This is a genomic window from Streptosporangium sp. DT93, assembly GCF_049844535.1.
Lineage (GTDB): Bacteria > Actinomycetota > Actinomycetes > Streptosporangiales > Streptosporangiaceae > Streptosporangium.
Genome location: NZ_JBNCLF010000003.1, coordinates 480,186 through 498,589 on the forward strand (window position 1 = coordinate 480,186; position 18,404 = coordinate 498,589).

11 protein-coding genes and 1 pseudogene are annotated in these 18,404 nt (G+C 72.0%); 7 read left to right on the top strand and 5 right to left on the bottom strand.

All coding sequences use genetic code 11. The annotated features are described in order from the left end of the window. Window positions 1-50: 50 nt before the first annotated feature. The 4 genes from glgB to sppA all read left to right on the top strand — a co-directional run bounded on the left by glgB (window position 51) and on the right by sppA (window position 8,450). Window positions 51-2,399 carry a 1,4-alpha-glucan branching protein GlgB gene (glgB, locus tag ACLQ2R_RS09970; RefSeq protein ID WP_425959081.1) on the top strand — a complete coding sequence of 783 codons (2,349 nt, stop codon included), beginning with the start codon at window positions 51-53 and terminating at the stop codon, window positions 2,397-2,399. A 252-nt stretch (window positions 2,400-2,651) separates the two neighbouring features. Further along, window positions 2,652-4,265 (top strand): glycosyl hydrolase family 18 protein, encoded by a 1,614-nt coding sequence (locus ACLQ2R_RS09975; RefSeq protein ID WP_425959082.1) that lies wholly within the window; start codon window positions 2,652-2,654, stop codon window positions 4,263-4,265. A gap of 148 nt (window positions 4,266-4,413) precedes the next feature. Further along, entirely contained in the window at window positions 4,414-6,570 is a 2,157-nt protein-coding gene (locus tag ACLQ2R_RS09980) for a S8 family peptidase (protein ID WP_425959083.1), read from the top strand. Between the two features lie 179 nt (window positions 6,571-6,749). Further along, on the top strand, window positions 6,750-8,450 hold the full coding sequence (sppA, locus tag ACLQ2R_RS09985) for a signal peptide peptidase SppA (RefSeq protein WP_425959084.1): 1,701 nt from the start codon (window positions 6,750-6,752) through the stop codon (window positions 8,448-8,450). Between the two features lie 24 nt (window positions 8,451-8,474). Here the strand turns inward: sppA and ACLQ2R_RS09990 are convergent, their stop codons facing one another. Further along, a complete protein-coding gene (locus tag ACLQ2R_RS09990; protein ID WP_425959086.1) occupies window positions 8,475-8,945 on the bottom strand; it encodes a flavin reductase family protein in 471 nt (156 codons plus the stop codon). 232 nt (window positions 8,946-9,177) lie between these two features. Between ACLQ2R_RS09990 and thrS the strand changes: the two genes are divergently transcribed. Beyond that, complete coding sequence (thrS, locus tag ACLQ2R_RS09995) at window positions 9,178-10,419, top strand: threonine--tRNA ligase (protein ID WP_425959087.1); 1,242 nt, start codon at window positions 9,178-9,180, stop codon at window positions 10,417-10,419. Window positions 10,420-10,649: 230 nt separating this feature from the next. On the opposite strand, the gene ACLQ2R_RS10000 is transcribed toward thrS, so the two are convergent. The 4 genes and pseudogenes from ACLQ2R_RS10000 to ACLQ2R_RS10015 form a co-directional block, all read right to left on the bottom strand. Beyond that, window positions 10,650-11,573: a glycine betaine ABC transporter substrate-binding protein gene (locus ACLQ2R_RS10000; protein WP_425959088.1), complete on the bottom strand. Its 924-nt coding sequence runs from the start codon at window positions 11,571-11,573 to the stop codon at window positions 10,650-10,652. 36 nt (window positions 11,574-11,609) lie between these two features. After that, window positions 11,610-12,281 (bottom strand): ABC transporter permease, encoded by a 672-nt coding sequence (locus ACLQ2R_RS10005; RefSeq protein ID WP_425959089.1) that lies wholly within the window; start codon window positions 12,279-12,281, stop codon window positions 11,610-11,612. Continuing rightward, window positions 12,278-12,940, bottom strand: a complete 663-nt coding sequence (locus ACLQ2R_RS10010; protein WP_425959090.1) for an ABC transporter permease — start codon at window positions 12,938-12,940, stop codon at window positions 12,278-12,280. The genes ACLQ2R_RS10005 and ACLQ2R_RS10010 overlap by 4 nt, the downstream gene beginning before the upstream one ends. A gap of 211 nt (window positions 12,941-13,151) precedes the next feature. Then, window positions 13,152-14,237 (bottom strand): annotated as a pseudogene (locus tag ACLQ2R_RS10015) (ABC transporter ATP-binding protein); the annotation flags it as partial. A gap of 291 nt (window positions 14,238-14,528) precedes the next feature. Between ACLQ2R_RS10015 and ACLQ2R_RS10020 the strand changes: the two are divergent. After that, window positions 14,529-16,520, top strand: coding sequence for a hypothetical protein (locus ACLQ2R_RS10020; RefSeq protein WP_425959091.1), 1,992 nt, complete (start codon window positions 14,529-14,531; stop codon window positions 16,518-16,520). 642 nt (window positions 16,521-17,162) lie between these two features. Beyond that, on the top strand, window positions 17,163-18,299 hold the full coding sequence (locus ACLQ2R_RS10025; protein ID WP_425959092.1) for a glycoside hydrolase family 19 protein: 1,137 nt from the start codon (window positions 17,163-17,165) through the stop codon (window positions 18,297-18,299). Window positions 18,300-18,404: the final 105 nt, after the last annotated feature.

Below are 18,404 nucleotides of genomic sequence, written 5' to 3' on the forward strand. Positions count from 1 at the left end.
GAAGCACCCGAGTAGGGCAAGGTAGGGGCCAACGATCTACGGGAGTAAGCATGGACGCGCACCTGGACCTGGACCGGCTCGCGGGCGGAGCACACCATGATCCGCACTCGATCCTCGGGTCCCATCCGGGTCCCGAGGGCGTGACGATCCGGACACTGCGGCCGATGGCGCAGGGGGTCCAGGCCGTCGTGGACGGCGAGGTCCACGAGATGGAGCACGTGGCCCACGGCGTGTTCGCGGTGACGATCCCCGGCCTGGACAAGGTCCCCGACTACCGGCTGCGGGTCTCCTACCCCGGCGCCGAGCCGTACGAGGTCCTCGACCCCTACCGGCACTGGCCCACGCTGGGAGAGGTGGACCTGCACCTCATCGGCGAGGGACGGCACGAGCGGCTCTGGGAGGTCCTCGGCGCGCGCGTCATGCGGCACGAGGACGTCGAGGGCACCGCCTTCGCCGTGTGGGCCCCCAACGCGCGCGGCCTGCGGGTCATCGGCGACTTCAACCACTGGGACGGCGGCGCGTACCCGATGCGCTCGCTCGGCCGGTCGGGCGTGTGGGAGCTCTTCGTCCCCGGGCTGGGCCCCGGCGACCGGTACAAGTTCAGCGTTCTCGGCGCCGACGGGGTCTGGCGGGCCAAGGCCGACCCCATGGCCCGGCGCACCGAGCTGCCCCCCGCGACCGCCTCGGTGATCGAGCGGTCGGAGTACGACTGGAACGACGCCGAGTGGATGCGGCGCCGGGCCGGCAACGACGCGACGCACGAGCCGATGAGCGTCTACGAGGTGCACCTGGGCTCGTGGCGTCCTGGCCTGTCGTACCGGGAGCTGGCCGTCGAGCTGGTCGAGTACGTGACGGAGATGGGCTTCACCCACGTGGAGCTCATGCCGGTGGCCGAGCACCCGTTCGGCGGCTCGTGGGGCTACCAGGTGACGTCCTACTACGCGCCGACCTCCCGGTTCGGCTCCCCCGACGACTTCCGCCACCTGGTCGACAGCCTGCACGCCGCCGGCATCGGCGTGCTCGTCGACTGGGTGCCCGCGCACTTCCCGATGGACGAGTGGGCGCTGGCCCGGTTCGACGGCACCCCGCTGTACGAGCACGCCGACCCGGCGCGCGGCGAGCACCCGGAGTGGGGCACCTACATCTTCGACTTCGGCCGCCGGGAGGTGCGCAACTTCCTGGTCGCCAACGCGGTGTACTGGCTGCGCGAGTTCCACGTCGACGGCCTGCGCGTGGACGCGGTCGCCTCGATGCTCTACCTGGACTACTCGCGGCGCGAGGGCGAGTGGACGCCCAACGAGTACGGCGGCCGGGAGAACCTCGACGCCGTCGCGTTCCTCAAGGAGATGAACGCGGTCGCCTACCGCGAGGCCCCGGGCATCGTGACCATCGCCGAGGAGTCCACCGCGTGGCCGGGCGTCTCCCGCCCGGTCCACCTGGGCGGGCTCGGCTTCGGGTTCAAGTGGAACATGGGCTGGATGCACGACACCCTGGCCTACCTCAAGCACGAGCCGGTCTTCCGGCAGTACCACCACCACCAGATGACGTTCTCGCTGATGTACGCGTACTCGGAGAACTTCGTGCTGCCGCTGTCGCACGACGAGGTGGTGCACGGCAAGGGGTCGCTGCTCGGCAAGATGTCCGGTGACGAGTGGCAGCGGTTCGCGAACCTGCGCGCGCTCTACGCCTTCATGTGGGCCCACCCGGGCAAGCAGCTGTTGTTCATGGGGTGCGAGTTCGGCCAGGGCTCGGAGTGGTCGGAGGAGCGCGGCCTCGACTGGTGGGTGCTGGACTTCGACGGCCACCGGGGCGTGCAGCGGCTGGTCCGCGACCTCAACCGGGTCTACCGGGACTCCCCCGCGCTGTGGGGCCTGGACACCTCCCCCGAGGGGTTCCGCTGGATCGACGCCGACGACGCGCTGGGCAACACCTTCTCCTTCCTCCGCTCCGCCGAGGACGGCTCGGCGCTGGTCTGCGTGGCCAACTTCTCCGGCGCGCCCCACCAGGAGTACCGTCTCGGACTGCCGTTCCCCGGCCGGTGGGAGGAGGTGCTCAACACCGACGCCTACGACTACGCGGGCAGCGGCGTGGGCAACTTCGGCAGCGTCGAGGCCGTCGAGGAGCCGCGTCACGGCCTGCCGTACTCCGCCACGCTGCGCGTCCCGCCGCTGGGCGCCATCTGGCTGCGTCACGCCGGTGTGCCGAAGCCGGTCGTTGTGGAGGAGCACGCGGTGGAGACCGTACGGGCCGGGGAGCGGGAGATGACCGCGGAGCGGCTGGAGGCGGCGGCCGAACCGCCTCCCACGCTCGCCCCGGCCGTCGAACCGGCCGCCACGCGTGCCGTGGAGCCACCGTTCACGACCGGGCCGGAGGAGCGTGACGAGGCCGCGTCGGCCTGACCCGTCCCCTTTCCGCGCCGGGACGAACTCCCCCGGAGCCGGACCCCGGAGATGCCCGGGTGCACCTGAAGTGCACCCGGGCATCTCCGTGCGCGCCAGGTGTGCCCGGCGCACCGCCAAAAACCTTAAATCGGCCTTATATCCACGAACTAGGCATTGACCGTCGGCGCACCGGAGACTTACGCTCTGGAAATTAATAGGAAACTTTCCTATGAATACGGGGGCTAGGCAATCTCTGACCTGGAGCGACCCTTGCGACGAATCACCATCGGCTCCTTCATCGCGGCAGCGGCGCTGCTGGTTCCCCTGGGAATCGGCACCGCGACGGCCGCCACACCCGCCACCGCGACCTACTCGACCACCTCGAACTGGGGCTCAGGCTTCGAGGGCAAGGTCGTCGTGAAGGCCGGAACGAGCGCGCTGACGAACTGGAAGGTGGAGTTCGACCTCCCCTCCGGGACGTCCATCGGCTCCTCCTGGGACGCGGACCTGACGAAGAGCGGCAACCACTACACCTTCGTCAACAAGTCGTGGAACGGCGCGCTGGCCGCGGGCGCCTCGACGAGCTTCGGCTTCAACGGCGTCGGAGGCGGGATCTCCGGCGTGCTGAACTGCAAGCTCAACGGCGCCTCCTGCAGCGGCGGCGGGACCACGGACCCGACCCCCACCCCGACGCCGACGGTCACCCCCACGGTGACCCCGACGCCGACCCCGACGCCGACGGTCACCCCGACCGTCCAGCCTCCCGGCGGCAAGAAGATCGTCGGCTACTTCACCCAGTGGGGCGTCTACGGCCGTAACTTCCACGTGAAGAACCTGGTCACCAACGGCTCCGCGCAGAAGCTGACGCACATCCTGTACGCCTTCGGCAACACCACCGGCGGCAGGTGCACGATCGGCGACTCCTACGCCGACTACGACAAGGCCTACACCGCGGCCGACAGCGTCGACGGCGTGGCCGACACCTGGGACACCGGCGCGCTGCGCGGCAACTTCAACCAGCTGCGCAAGCTGAAGAAGGCCTACCCGAACATCAAGGTCATCTGGTCCTTCGGCGGCTGGACCTGGTCCGGCGGCTTCACCCAGGCCGCGCAGAACCCGGCCGCGTTCGCCGACTCCTGCCACAACCTGGTCGAGGACCCGCGCTGGGCCGACGTGTTCGACGGCATCGACATCGACTGGGAGTACCCCAACGCCTGCGGTCTGACCTGTGACACCAGCGGCCCGGCGGCGTTCAAGAACATCATCTCCGCGCTGCGTACCAGGTTCGGCTCCAACGCCCTGATCACCGCGGCGACCACCGCCGACGGCTCCAACGGCGGCAAGATCGACGCCGCCGACTACGCCGGGGCCATCAACAACCTGAACTGGCTCATGCCGATGACGTACGACTACTTCGGCGCGTTCAACGCTCAGGGCCCGACGGCTCCGCACTCCCCCCTGACCTCCTACACCGGCATCCCCCAGGCCGGCTTCAACTCCGACGCGGCGATCCAGAAGTTCAAGGCCAAGGGAATCCCGGCCGGCAAGCTGCTGCTGGGGATCGGCTTCTACGGCCGCGGCTGGACCGGCGTGACCCAGGCGGCTCCGGGCGGCAGCGCCACCGGCGCGGCCCAGGGCACCTACGAGGCCGGGATCGACGACTACAAGGTCCTCAAGACCAAGTGCCCGGCCACCGGCACCGTGGGCGGCACGGCGTACGGCTTCTGCAACGGCAACTGGTGGAGCTATGACACCCCCGCCACCATCGCCGGGAAGATGACCTACGCCAAGAACCAGGGTCTGGGCGGTGCGTTCTTCTGGGAGACCAGCGGCGACACCACCAACGGCGAACTCATCACCGCGATCGCCAACGGGCTCAAGTAACATTCCGACCACTCGACCCTCCGTGCGCGTCACGCCGCGGAGGGTCGAGCTTTTCTCCGAAGATCCCCTGAATTCCGGGCAGGGTATTCACGCGGGACATACGTCTGCTTAGACTCCGAATCGCCTGTTTCATCCCCCCGGAGGACGCGTGCGACTTCGAGCTCTCGTGGCCATGGCGATGATCTTCACCGTCGCCCCGGCGGTGCCCGCCCTCGCGGAGGACGCCCCCGCCCCGCCGGCCGCCTCGGCGAGCGCGACCTCGCCCCCGCCCGCCGCCCCTCCCCCCGCGACGCCTCCGGACGGCGGGACGACGGCCCCCCCTCCCCCGGCGGACGGCCAGGCCACCTCCGACGGGCCACAGGGGCCTCCCGGGGACGGCCAGGCCCCGGCCGCCCGTCCCAAGCTGGAAGCAGGGCTCGCCGGCGACGGCGACGGGACCCGGGTCATCGTCGAGCTGGCCGCCCCGGCCGAGGCGGCCCCGGTGGCCGGCGAGGCGCGGTCGCTGCCCGGCGCCGAGGTCGTCCTGGAACCGGCGGAAGCCTCGTTCATCGTGGTCGAGGCCACCGGTGAGTCCCTGACCCGGCTGGCCCAGGACCCGCGCGTCCGCTCCATCCGCCGCGACCGCACCTACTCCCCGGTCTCCCTGGGCTCCCGGCTCTCCGTGAGCCCGATGGGCCCGATGGGCCCGTTCACCTCCCTCGCGTCGGCCTCCGGCGCGGCCTCCCTGGCCTCCAGCCTCCAGGTGATCGGCGCCGACCGCGCGCACGCCGCCGGGCTCAAGGGACAGGGCCAGACGATCGCGATCATCGACACCGGGATCGACGCCGACCACCCCGACCTCGGGGGCAGGGTCGTGGAGCAGGCGTGCTTCTCCGCCGTCGACGACGGCGCGCGGTCCCTGTGCCCCAACGGGCAGACCGGCGACGCCTCCGCCGACGCCGAGACCCCCGCCTGCGTCGACGGCCAGGTCAACCTGTGCGACCACGGCACCCACGTCGCCGGGATCGCCCACGCCGTCGCGCCGGACGCCGACATCGTGGCGATCCAGGTCTTCAGCAGGATCGACGACTGCGACGACACCGGCACGGCCTGCCTGACCGCCTTCGAGTCCACGATCCTGCTCGCCCTGGAGCACGTCGCGAAGCTCAAGGGGGCCGGCAGGAACATCTCCGCGGTGAACATGAGCCTCGGCGGCGGCCTGTACGAGGGGGCGTGCGACGACGAGCCCGGGCTGAGCTCGATGAGGGGACGCGTCGACGACCTCCGCGCCAGGGGCGTGGCCGTCGTGGCCGCCGCCGGGAACGAGGGCGTCGCCGGAGCCGGGGCGCCCGGCTGCTTCTCCGGCGCGGTGACCGTCGGCGCGACGGGCGACGACGACACCGTTCCCCCGTGGTCCAACCACGGCCCCGTGCTCGACCTCTTCGCCCCCGGCCTGGAGATCGACTCCGCGGTGCCGGGCGGCGGCCACCAGGTCTACAGCGGGACCTCGATGTCCGCCCCGTTCGTCGCCGGTGCCGTGGCCCTGGCGGCCCAGAAGACCCCGGGCACCCCGGACGCGCTGGCCGAGACGCTCACCAGGGCGGGCCGCCCGATCGTCCACGGCCAGGTGACCACCCCGCGCCTCGACCTGAACGCCGCGCTCGCCGGAGGCACCCCCGGCTCGCCCGTCACCCCGCCGCCCCCCGGGACCGGCGACCCGGCCGACCCCGGCGGCCCGCCGTCCGATCCCCCCGCCGACGACCCCGGGGACGGGCCCAGCCCCGAGCCGAGCTCGGGCCCGTCCCCGACGGCCACGCCGGACGACCCGGTGCCCAGCCCGATCCCGCTGCCGACGGTGACGATCACCGTGACCGTGACCGTCCCCCCGCCCGGGGCACCGGCGCCGGGGGCCCCGGCGGTGTGCACGCGCGGCAGGTCCTCAAGGACGCTGACGGCCGCGCAGTGGGCCACCGAGATCTCCCGGGGCAGGGGCACGATCCCGGACGCGACGCTCGGCTGCTACCTCGGCCTGGCGGGCAAGGCCAGCACCGTGTTCCCCGAGGTCACCCGCGCCTCCAGCCTGGCGGCCGCGTACCGGGTACTCGCACCGGCCAGGCGGACCGCGCGGGCCGCCCTGGAGCGCGAGCTGCTCGCCTCCTGGCTGAACTGGGCGAACGGCGGGGTGAACTTCACCGCCGCGATCAAGGGGAAGGGGACCCTGAAGGCCGTCCTGACCTCGGTGGAGAGGCAGCGCCTGAAGGGCTCCGCCCCGGCCGCGTCCACGTCACTGCTGAAGAAGCGGGTGAACGCCCGCAGGCCCGCCTGACCTCGCCGCCGCAGCGGGGGAGCCCGTGGCCGAGGGGCGGGTGACCGCCCGCGTCGCCGTCCGCTCCGGCGGTCGCGGGCGGGCGGCCCCACCGGATCACGGGCCCGGCGGAAGGTCCGGAACAGGGTCACCACCGCCGGGCCGCGTAAGCCCGGTATGTGTCGCTTAGGGTGAAGAGCATGGACGCGACCAAGGTGATCATCGATTCCGTCGACCGGTTCCGGCAGCGGCGTACCGCCCCGCTGGTTCTTGAGCTCGACCTCACCGAGGGCCTCACCGACGGTCCTCCCTCCGACCCGCTGACCGCGATCATGGCGATGCGGAAGACGAGCCTGACCGACGTGCTCTCCGGCCTGAAGCGGGCCAGGACCGACGACCGGGTCAAGGCGCTGATCGTCAAGATCGGCTCCCAGTCCCCGGGGCTGGCGGTCGTCCAGGAGCTCCGCCAGGCCGTGGCGTACTTCAGGGCCGCGGGCAAGCTGACCGTCGCCTACGCCGAGAGCTTCGGCGAGCTCGGCGCGGGCACCGTCCCCTACTACCTGGCCAGCGGCTTCGAGCGGATCTACCTGCAGCCCTCGGGCGACGTCGGGCTCACCGGTGTCGCCATGGAGCAGCGCTTCCTGCGCGGGGCGCTCGGCAAGCTCGGCGTCGAGTACCAGGTCGGCCAGCGGCACGAGTACAAGACCGCCGCCAACACCTTCACCCAGGACCACATGACCGAGGCCCACCGCGAGTCGATGAGCCGCATCACCGAGTCGGTCACCGAGCAGGTCGTCGCCGGCATCGCCGAGGGACGCGGCATCGACGCGGCCAGGGTGCGCGAGCTCATCGACCAGGGCCCCTTCATCGGCGCCGAGGCCCTGGAGGCCGGGCTGGTGGACCGGATGGCCTACCGCGACGAGGTCTACGACGAGGTCAAGAGCGCCGTCGGCGACGACGCCATACTGCAGTACGTCGGCCGCTACGCCAAGGCGCTGACCTCCAGGAAGCTCCCGCGTCCGGGTGAGCAGACCGTCGCGCTGGTCCACGGCAGCGGCGCGATCCGGCTCGGCCGCAGCGGCCGCAGCCCGCTCGGCGGCGGCGGGGCCATGGGCTCCGACACCATCTGCGCCGCCCTGCGCGCGGCCCGCCGCGACGACAACGTCAAGGCCGTGGTCTTCCGCGTCGACAGCCCCGGCGGCTCCTACACCGCCTCCGACGCCATCTGGCGCGAGGTCGTGCTGACCCGCAAGGCGGGCAAGCCCATCGTGATCTCCATGGGCGACCTGGCGGCCTCCGGCGGCTACATGGTCTCGATGGCGGCCGACGCGATCGTGGCCCAGCCGGGCACACTCACCGGCTCCATCGGCGTCTTCGGCGGCAAGGCGGTCATCAGCGGGCTGCTGGAGAAGATCGGCATCTCCTCCGAGACCGTCGGCGAGGGCACCAACTCCGGCATGCTCTCCTCCACCAAGGGCTTCTCCGACGCGCAGTGGGCGCGGATCAACGCCTGGCTCGACCGGGTCTACGACGACTTCGTGAACAAGGTCGCCGAGGGCCGCGGCCTGTCCCGCGAACGCGCCCACGAGCTGGCCAAGGGCCGGGTCTGGACCGGGGCCGACGCCCTGGAGAGGGGTCTGGTCGACGAGCTGGGCGGCCTGGAGGACGCGCTGTCGCTGGCCAGGAGGAAGGCCGGGCTCGCCGCCGACGCGCCGGTGCGCCCCTACCCGAGGCTGAGCCCGCTGGAGCGGCTGCGGCCCGCGGAGTCCAGCGAGGACAAGGCCGCGGCCCTGGCCCAGGTCAGGCTGGAGGCGTGGGGCCCGATCGCCCACCTGGCCGGCGAGCTGGGCCTGCCGTCGTACGGCCCGCTGATGCTGCCGGGCTGGTGGACCATCCGCTGATCGGCGGCAGCCGCTACCGGGGCGTCAGCGGTAGCGGCCCCGGTAGCGGGACAGCGGCGTGGCCGACGCGTCGACGTAGTCGACCCCGAGCACCTTCGCGATGAAGAGCGTGTGGTCCCCGGCCGGGACGACCTTGACCGTCTCGGCCTCCAGCGCGGTGACGCCGCCGTCCACGACCAGGGCGTCGCTCAGCCTGCCCCGGTGGTGCGGGGTGCCCGCGAGCAGCAGCCGCGCCCCCGGCCGTCCCGCCGTGGAGAACCGGCTGGCGATCGTCTTCTGCCCGGCCGACAGCACGCTGGCGGCCCAGCGGTCGTTGCGGAGCAGCAGCTCGTTGGGATACCCCTCGTTGTCCAGGCTCACCATCACCAGCGGCGGGTCCAGCGAGATCGAGGTGAAGGTGGCGACCGTGACCCCCACGTCGTCGCGCTCGTCCTTCACCGTGACGACCGTCACCCCGGTCACCACCTGGGCCATGGACTCGACGAAGTGGTTCATGCGCCCATCATCCCGGAGCCGGGCGGATGCTCACCCCCTGGGCGCCGCCCGGGAACGACCTCGTGGACGCCGCGAGGTCTCTGCTACCGTTTCCACCATGAAGCGCGCTGCCATGACGACGACGCCGGAGAGTGTCCCGGCGCGCTGACGGATGTCCTAGTCGAAGCCCCGGGGCGAGTGCCCCGGGGCTTCGTCTTGCGGTCACTCGCCCGACGTACGCGAGGAGACCGCCATGTACGACCACGACCACCGCAGGCTCGGCCGTGAGCTGGACCTGTTCGACACCGACCCGCTGATCGGCGCGGGACTGCCCTACTGGCTGCCCGACGGCGCGACCGTGCGCCACGCCCTGGAGGAGTACGTCCGCGCCGCCGAGCGGCGGGCGGGCTACCGGCACGTGTACTCGCCCGTACTGGGCAAACGGGAGCTGTACGAGATCTCCGGGCACTGGTCGCACTACGGCGACGACATGTTCCCGCCCATGGAGCTGGGGTCCGAGCAGGTGGTGCTGCGGCCGAGCCTGTGCCCGCACCACGCGCTGATCTACCGCTCCCGCTCGCGCAGCCACCGGGAGCTGCCGCTGCGCATGGCCGAGCTGGGCGGCATGTACCGCTCGGAGCCCTCGGGCGTGCTCGGCGGGCTGACCCGGGTGCGGGCCATCCAGCTCAACGACGCGCACATCTTCTGCGCTCCCGACCAGGTCGCCGACGAGGCGGCCGGGGCGCTGGAGATGATCCGCCGGGCGTACGCGGCGCTCGGCCTGACCCGGGCCCGCTACCGTCTCTCCCTGCCGGGCCCCGGAGGGAAGTACGTCGCCGACCCGGAGATGTGGCGGCGCTCCACCGCCCTGCTGACCGGCGTCCTCGACCGCTCCGGCCTGCCCTACGAGGCCGCCGAGGGGGAGGCCGCATTCTACGGCCCCAAGATCGACGTCCAGGTGACCGACGGCGCGGGCCGGGAGTCGACCCTGTCCACCGTCCAGGTCGACTTCCACCAGCCCGAACGGTTCGACCTGCGCTACGTCGGCGCGGACGGCGCGAGGCACCGGCCCGTCATGGTCCACCGCAGCATCGTCGGCAGCGTGGAACGGGCCGTCGCCCACCTCATCGAGCAGCACGGCGGCGCCTTCCCCGCCTGGCTGGCCCCCGTCCAGCTCGCTATCCTGCCCGTCTCCGAGGCCGAGCTGCCGGACGCCGAGGCGCTGGCCCGGCGGTGCGGCGACCTCGGGCTGCGGGCGGAGGTCGCCGGGCCGGAACGCGGCAGCCTGGGGGCCCGGGTCCGGCAGGCCAGGCTCGTGCCGTACCAGGTCGTCATCGGGGCGCGTGAGGCCGCGTCCGGTGACGTCGCCCTGCGCCTGCGCGACGGCCGGCGCCTCGATCCGCTGCCCGCCGCCGACGTGCTGGCGCGCGTCACCGCGCTGGTCGGCGCCTGCGGCACCGGCCTGTGGGACGACGCCGTCCCGGTGGGGGCGTAGACGACGGAACCACTCCGGCGGGGGCGGAAGCGGGAGGCTCGTCGAGGCGTCCGCCTCCCCGGGTTCCGTGCCGGGCACCGGTTTGCCGGGGTTCCGTGCCGGAAAAGGCGGAAGGCGGGTGGAGGTCCACCCGCCTTCCTTTCACGACGGCCCTGCGGAGGAGTCCGCGGGCGTCGCGGCAGGCCGTTCCGGGTCGGATCGCGACGGCCGCGCGGAACGATCCGCCGCCGCTACAGCAGGCCGTTCTGGGTCAGCCAGTCCTTGGCGACCGTGGCCGCGTCGTCCTTGTCGACCGCGACGCGCTTCATCAGCCCGACCAGGCCGGCGGTGTCGAGCTTGGCCGAGACCGCGTCCAGCGTCGTGCGGACGGTGTCGTTCACGCCCGCCTTGTTGACCAGCGGGGCGATGTTCTCGGAGGCGAAGGCGCTCTTGTTGTCCTGGAGGGAGACCAGGTCGTTGACGAGGATCTTCGGGTCGGTGGTGAAGACGTTGCCGACCTGGACGGTGCCGTCCTTGATGGCGTCGGCGGTGGCGTCACCGGTCTTCTTCCACTCCTTGAACTCCAGGCCGTAGGTGTCCTTGAAGTTCTTCTCCTGGCGGCTCTGGAACTCCGGCGGGCCGCCCACCGAGAAGGTCTTGGAGACCTTGACCAGGTCCTCGATCGTGGTGAGGCCGTTCTTGGTGGCGGTCTCCTTGGTGACGGTCAGCGAGTTGTTGTCCTCGGCCGCGGCCGGGGTCAGCACCTCCAGCTCGGCGGGGAGCTTCTCCTTCAGGCCGGCCACGACGTCGTCCTTGGACTTGGCCGTGGTCGTCTTGTCGACGAAGGCCAGCAGCGAGCCGATGTACTCGGGCAGGACCGTCAGGCCGCCGCTCTTGACCTGGTCGTAGAGGACCTCGCGGCTGCCGATGTTGAGCTTCTCCTCGACCTGGACGCCCTTGGCCTCCAGGGCCTGGGAGTAGATCTCGGCGAGCAGGACGTTCTCCGGGAAGTTGGCCGAACCGATGACGACCTTCCCCCCGGCCGCCGGGGCGGAGGAGGAGCCGGATCCCGCGGGCGCCGGGGAGGCGCTGGTCAGCGGATCTCCGCCGCCGCACGCGGTAAGGGTGAGCGCCGCGGACAGAAGGACCGCCGCGGTGCCGAAAAAGCGCTTCATCGTGCTATTCCCTTCTAAAACGGGGGGTATAGGAGACTATCGGATGGACTGGCGCTGGCTGACCCCCGGGGAGACCGTTACGCGCTGCACCAGAGTGAACCCGAGCTGGACGAGCAGCGCCAACAGCGCCACGAGGACCGCCCCGCCGATCGTGCTCGGGAAGTTCTTGGTCGCCAGACCGTCGATGATGAACCGGCCGAGCCCCCCCAGACCCACGTACGCGGCCACGGTCGCGGTCGCCACCACCTGGATCGCGGCCAGCCGCAGGCCCAGCAGGATGAGCGGCAGCGCGACCGGCACCAGCACCCGCCCGAGGACCTGCCCGCCCTTGAGCCCCATCCCGTACGCGGCGTCGCGCAGCTCGGGATCGACCCCGCGGATGCCCTCGTAGGTGTTGACCAGGATGGGCGGGACGGCCAGCGCCACCAGCGGGATCAGCACCGGCAGGATCGTCCCGACGCCCATGAACAGCACGATGAGGACCAGCAGGCCGAGCGTGGGCAGCGCGCGGGCCGCGTTGGCGATGAGGATCACCAGCAGGGCACCCCTGCCGGTGTGGCCGATCAGCAGCCCCAGCGGGAGCGCGATCAGGGTGGCCAGCAGCAGCGAGAGCCCGGCGAACTCCAGGTGCTCCAGCAGCCGGATCGGGATCCCGTCGGGCCCCGACCAGGTGGCGGGGTTCCCGAAGAAGTCGAGCAGCCAGTTCACGCGGACCCCCTCGCCCTCGACCACGGGGTGAGCAGGCGCTGCGCCAGGATCAGCAGCAGGTCCGCGATCCCGGCGAGCACCACGACCAGCACGATGCCCACGACGATCGGCGTGTAGAACTGCCGCTGCCAGCCGTCGATGAACAGGTAACCGAGCCCGCCCCTGCCGACCAGCGCGCCGACGCTCACCAGGCTGACGCTGGCGACCGTCGCCACCCGCAGCCCGGCCAGCACCACCGGCACCGCGATCGGCAGCTCCACCTGGAGCAGCCTGCGCAGCGGGGTGAAGCCCATGGCCACCGCGGACTGCCGTACGTGGTCGGGGACCGAGGCCAGACCGTCGACGACGGCGGGGATGAGCACCGCCATGGCGTAGAAGGTGAGCGGGACCATGACGGTCGTGCGGGTCGCGAGGCCGGTCAGCGGGATGAGCACGATGAAGACGGCCAGCGAGGGCAGCGAGTAGACCACGTTCATCAGGCCGACGGTCGGCTGGTAGAGCCAGCGCCAGCGGACCCCGGCCAGCCCGAGCGGGAGCGCGATGAGCAGCCCCACGACGACCGGTACCAGCGCCATCACGACGTGGTCGGCGAGGAGGTCCTGGATCGTGGGCCAGTTGCGGCCGATCCAGTCCCAGCGGACCAGCGGTTCCTCATCCATCGACGCCTCCCGCACCACCGGTGGTGCCGTTCGGACCGGCGGTTCCCCCGGCGTCCTTCACGGACGAACCGGTGTCCTTGACGTTCTCGACGTTCTCGACGGACGAGTCAGTGTCCTCGACGTCCTTGACGTCCTTGACGTCCTCGACGTCCTTGACGGCCGTGCCGGTGTCCTTCACGGACGAGCCGGTGTCCTTGCCGGTCGTGCCGGCCGCGACCTCGGTCAGGGCCTCCTCCAGGGCCCGGCGGGTGGCGACGCCCACCGCCCGGCCCGAGGCGTCCACCGCGACGGCGTTGCCCGAGGGCGACAGCAGCGTCGCGTCCAGCGCGCCGCGCAGCGAGTCGCGCCCGCTGACATAGGTCCCGTACGGCGCGAGCTCCAGGTCGGCGAGGGTGCCGGACCCGGGCAGCTCCCGGGTCGAGACCCAGCCCAGCGGCCGTTCCCTCTCGTCCACCACGGCCAGCCACTCCTCGCCGGAGGCGCGCGCCGAGGCGACGTCGGCCGAGGCCGGGACGAGCAGGTCGGTGCGGAGCCGCAGCCCCTCGTCGGAGACGAACGACAGGCGCCGGATGCCGCGGTCCCGTCCCAGGAACTCGCGGACGAAGTCGTCGGCGGGCCGGGCCAGCAGGGTCGCGGGGGTGTCGAGCTGGGCCAGCCGCCCGCCGACGCGGAGCACGGCCACCCGGTCGCCGAGCTTCATGGCCTCGTCGATGTCGTGGGTGACGAACACGATGGTCTTGTTCAGCTCCGACTGGAGGCGGAGCAGCTCGTCCTGCAGGCTGGTGCGCACGATCGGGTCGACCGCGCTGAACGGCTCGTCCATCAGCAGCACGGGCGGGTCGGCGGCGAGCGCGCGGGCCACGCCGACGCGCTGCTGCTGGCCGCCGGAGAGCTGGAAGGGATAGCGACCGGCCATCTTGGGGTCGAGCCCGACCCTCTCCAGCAACTCCATCGCCCGGTCGCGGGCCTTCTTCTTGTCCCAGCCGAGCAGGAGGGGCACCGTCGCGACGTTGTCCACGATCTTCCGGTGCGGGAAGAGCCCGGCCTGCTGGATGACGTACCCGATACCGCGGCGCAGCGTGGGCGGGTCGATCGTCGTGACGTCCACGCCGTCCAGCAGGATCTGCCCGCCGGTGGGATCGATCATCCGGTTGATCATGCGGAGGGACGTGGTCTTGCCACACCCCGAGGGACCGACGAAGACCGTCATCTCCCCGGTGGGCACCTCAAGGCTCAGATCGTCCACGGCGACGGTCCCGTCGGCGTAGCGCTTGGTGACATCGTTGAATGTGATCATGCGCAACCTCTATTTTTCGACAGGATTGTGGCCCCCTGCCCCAACCGCCCCCATGATTCCGCGCGGGTCAGCCTATGCCCCCCTTAACCGGTCTGTCTTCCCTGCTTTGCCGACCTAGATCGTCATGTGTATTTCTCGGCAAAAGGGCATTCAGTAGTGCGGGAGGTGCCCATGACTTGACATGATTACCCACATCGCTGAACTTGATCCCACCGGCACCGTACGTCTCAGGCTTCACGGACGTCCCCTGCTTCTCCCCCCGCTCGCCGAAACACCAGAGGAACCGGTCCTGTGACCCCACCGCTCCTCGGTCAACGCTCGCGCGCCGAACTGATCGCCGAGCTCTACGACCGCCACGCAGCAGGGCTGTTCGCCTACGCCCACGACCAGCTCGGAGACGCGGGCTCCGCCTCCGACGTCCTGGTGGCCGTCCTCTCCAACGTCCTGGACACCGAGCCGCCGCGCGCGGCGCTGTACGCGCTCGCCCGCCGTGCGATCTACCAGCGCGACATCGTCTACTCGCCGCCCCTCACCGGGCTCGACCCGGTGGCCGCCCTGGTCCAGCGCGTCCTGGGCGACCTGCGCACCCACCAGCGCGAGGTGCTGTACCTGTCGGGCGTGTGCGAGATGGACGCGGCCGAGCTCTCCTGGGTGCTGGACGTCGCGGCCGACACCGCCGACGAGCTGACCGTGAGCGCGTGCCGCCGGTTCGCGCAGTCGCTGGGCCTCGCCCTGGCCTCGGCGCGGATCCCCGGGCATCTGGCCGAGGTGTTCGGCGCCCTCGCCGTCGCACCGGTCCGCGACGTGCTCAACCTCGCCCCCTGGGCCACCCCGGCGGCGCGGCTGCGCTCGGAGGTGCTGGGGCCCCGGGCCTCGATCGCCCCCACGGCGGGGCGGCCGATGTCCCCCCTGGTCAGGCAGTTGTGGCCGACGACACCCCAGTGGCCCCTGCCGTCGCCGGAGAACGGCGGCGCGCCCGGCCCGCCTCCCGGCCCCCCCGGTCTTTCCCTCCTCCCCGGTCTCGGCGACCCGGCAGGGACGGTCGAGGACCGCTTCCCCGACCCCTTCGCGCCGCCGGACCGGGACGCGGTCTCCGCGCACGAGGCCAGCACGCAGCCGATTCCCAAGATCAGGGATTCGGTCCTCAGCGAGCTGGACGCCGCGGCCCTGCGTCCTCGCCGCAGGCTCCAGCGTCCCCGGCCGCGCCGGGCCGCCCCGCTGTCCGCCCCGGTCGCCGGGGACGTGCTCGACGACGCCCCCGCGCGGCAGGAGCCGCTCACCCCGGAGACGCGGGCGGCCCGCGCCTACACCGACAGGCTGGTCGCCGCCGCCCCCCGGGACGGGGAACGAGACACCGAACGGCGCCCGGACGAGGTCACCCTCCTCGGGGCCGCCCGCGTCTCCCCCGCCGAGGCCCTCCGCACGCCGCCCGCCGATCTCACCGATCTCTCTGTGACCGCGCGTGTCTCCGGCGTCTACGGTGACGTGCTCGACGACCCGCCCGGTACGCGCCCGCTGCCCGGCTGGCCCCTGCAGACCGACCAGCTCGACGCCCTCGCCGCCCGCGACGCCGACGAGCGCGAGCGCCGCGCACGGTCGTCGTTCCCTGGCGCGGCCGTGCCGCCCGCACCCGCGGCCCCGGCCTTCCCCACCCCGGTCCCCGCCTCCCCTCCGGTCCCCGCCCCCGCGCCGGTCATCCCGATCGCGCCACGGGCCGGTCACGCCTCCCACGGCTCCCACGGCTCCCCGGTCGAGGAGATGCCGACCGCCCTGCCGCACTGGACGCCCCGGCCGGACCACCTGAGCACCCCGGCGAACCAGGAACGGTTCCGCCTGCCCGGCTGGGTCGTGCGCGAGGACCACCTCTCCGGGGACCGCCCTTCCGGCGCACCGCTCCGGCCCGTCCCGGCGCACCGCACACCGACGTCGTACGAGGCGCAGCACGGCAGGGGGACGACCGCACCGGCGGACGTGTCCGGAACGGCTCCGATGCCCTCGGTGACTCCGGTGGCTCCGATGCTCCCGCCCGATCCGGTCGTGCCTCCGGGATCCCTGTGGAGCGGGCGCGCCCAGGCGCCGCGACCTGCACCGGCGGCACGGACGGCCTCCTCCCTGTCCGGGCGGGCCGCACCCCGCAGGCGCGGATGCCACGCGTCGCACGGCCGCAAGGCGAGGACGCGCGTCTCGCACCACGACTGGGCGTGGGAGGTGGCCGGCTTCGTCATCGCGGTGGCGATCGCCATGATCGTCTTCTTCGCCGTGCCGATGATGACCGCTCCCTGACCTTTCCGGAATCGTTCGGAGCCCCCGGGACCTGACGGTCTCACGGGGTCGTCGCGACTCCTCGGATCGAGATGTCGCGACGCCCCCGTGAAACCGCCCCTTCCCGGGGGCTCTTCGTCTTCCGGGGCCCTGCCACCTCTCCGGCAGTACGTCCGCGCGGTGCCCGCCGCACGACGAAACGCGCCCGGCCCCGTATCGGGAATCAGGAGCGCGCGGGGGTTGTAACGAACAGGTGTCAAGGCTAGGATCACGGGAACTCTTAGGAAACTTTCTTAAGAGAAAGTTGAGCGAGAGCCTCCAGAACCTCGACGACACCCGTCCGATCCGTCCTTGAGCTGTGCGAACCCCCGATGACGCGAGCCGTCGTCGCGGGAAAGTCCGACCGTCCGGACGCACCACGCCCACCGGCTCCACCCCTGGGAGCGACCACGCGACGCGCCCGTGCGCCTTCCGTCCTGACAGGACCGGAAAGCCTCGCGCGGGCCCTCGCGTCCTCGGTCACGTGCCGCACCGCCACGACGGGCGACGGCCCGGGACGAGGCTCCCCCGGGTGGGACGAGACGGCGTGACGCGACGGCTCCCGTACGGACCCGGTCCCGTCGCCGACCCTCCGCGGCCCCGGCCGCACGAAGGAGTGATCAAGTGTTGAGACAGCGCGTCATGGCCACCCTCGCCGCCCTGGCGGTCACGGGCGGGCTCGCGGTCACCCTGCCGATGTCCTCCGCCTCCGCCTCCGCCACGAGCAGCGCCACGAGCAGCGCCACGAGCGCCACCGGCAGCGCCGCCAAAAGCGCCGCCGCGAACTGCGTGGCCGCGTGGAACTCCTCGACGGTCTACACGAACGGCATGACCGCCTCCCACAACGGCCGCAACTGGTTCGCGCAGTGGTGGACCCAGAACGAGGCGCCCGGCACCAACTCCGTGTGGTCCGACAGGGGAGCCTGCGGCGGCGGGACCACTCCCCCGCCCTCGGGCAACTGCAACCACCCGAACTGGGCGGCGGGCACCTGGTACACCGCCGGGAGCATCGTCAGGTACACCGACGGCAGGTACTACCGGGCCGAGCACGACAACCCGGGCTACGACCCGGTGATCAGCACCTGGTACTGGGAGCCGCACACCTGCGGCGGCACGACGCCCACCGACCCGCCGCCCACCTCGGGCTTCGTGGTCAGCGAGGCGCAGTTCAACCAGATGTTCCCGAACCGGAACCCCTTCTACACCTACAGCGGCCTGACCGCGGCGCTGAGCGCCTACCCGGGCTTCGCCAGGACCGGCAGTGAGACCGTCAAGCGCCAGGAGGCCGCGGCGTTCCTCGCCAACGCCAACCACGAGACCGGCGGCCTGGTCCACGTCGTGGAACAGAACACCGCGAACTACTCGCACTACTGCGACCCGAGCCAGTCCTACGGCTGCCCGGCCGGTCAGTCGGCCTACTACGGGCGCGGCCCGATCCAGCTGAGCTGGAACTTCAACTACAAGGCCGCGGGCGACGCGCTCGGCATCAACCTGCTCGCCAACCCCTACCTGGTGCAGAACGACGCGTCGGTGGCCTGGAAGACCGCCCTGTGGTACTGGAACACCCAGAACGGTCCCGGCACGATGACCCCGCACAACGCGATGATCAACGGCCACGGCTTCGGCCAGACGATCCGCAGCATCAACGGCAGCCTGGAGTGCGACGGCCGCAACCCCGCGCAGGTGCAGAGCCGGATCGCCTCCTACCAGCGCTTCACCCAGATTCTCGGCGTCACCCCCGGCGGCAACCTGAGCTGCTGAACCACCGCCGTGCGCCCGGCCTCCGGGCGCGCCCCGCGCCGCGCGCGGGGCCGGGCCGCGGCCGCGGCGCGGGCGGCGGGGGTCGGGTAGACCTCGCGCAGCGCC

Coding starts and splice junctions, on each gene's coding strand:
- glgB (WP_425959081.1), top strand. CDS start 51: ATGGACGCGCACCTGGACCTGGACCGGCTCGCGGGCGGAGCACACCAT.
- ACLQ2R_RS10000 (WP_425959088.1), bottom strand. CDS start 11,573: ATGAAGCGCTTTTTCGGCACCGCGGCGGTCCTTCTGTCCGCGGCGCTC.
- thrS (WP_425959087.1), top strand. CDS start 9,178: ATGTACGACCACGACCACCGCAGGCTCGGCCGTGAGCTGGACCTGTTC.
- ACLQ2R_RS09990 (WP_425959086.1), bottom strand. CDS start 8,945: ATGAACCACTTCGTCGAGTCCATGGCCCAGGTGGTGACCGGGGTGACG.
- sppA (WP_425959084.1), top strand. CDS start 6,750: ATGGACGCGACCAAGGTGATCATCGATTCCGTCGACCGGTTCCGGCAG.
- ACLQ2R_RS10010 (WP_425959090.1), bottom strand. CDS start 12,940: ATGGATGAGGAACCGCTGGTCCGCTGGGACTGGATCGGCCGCAACTGG.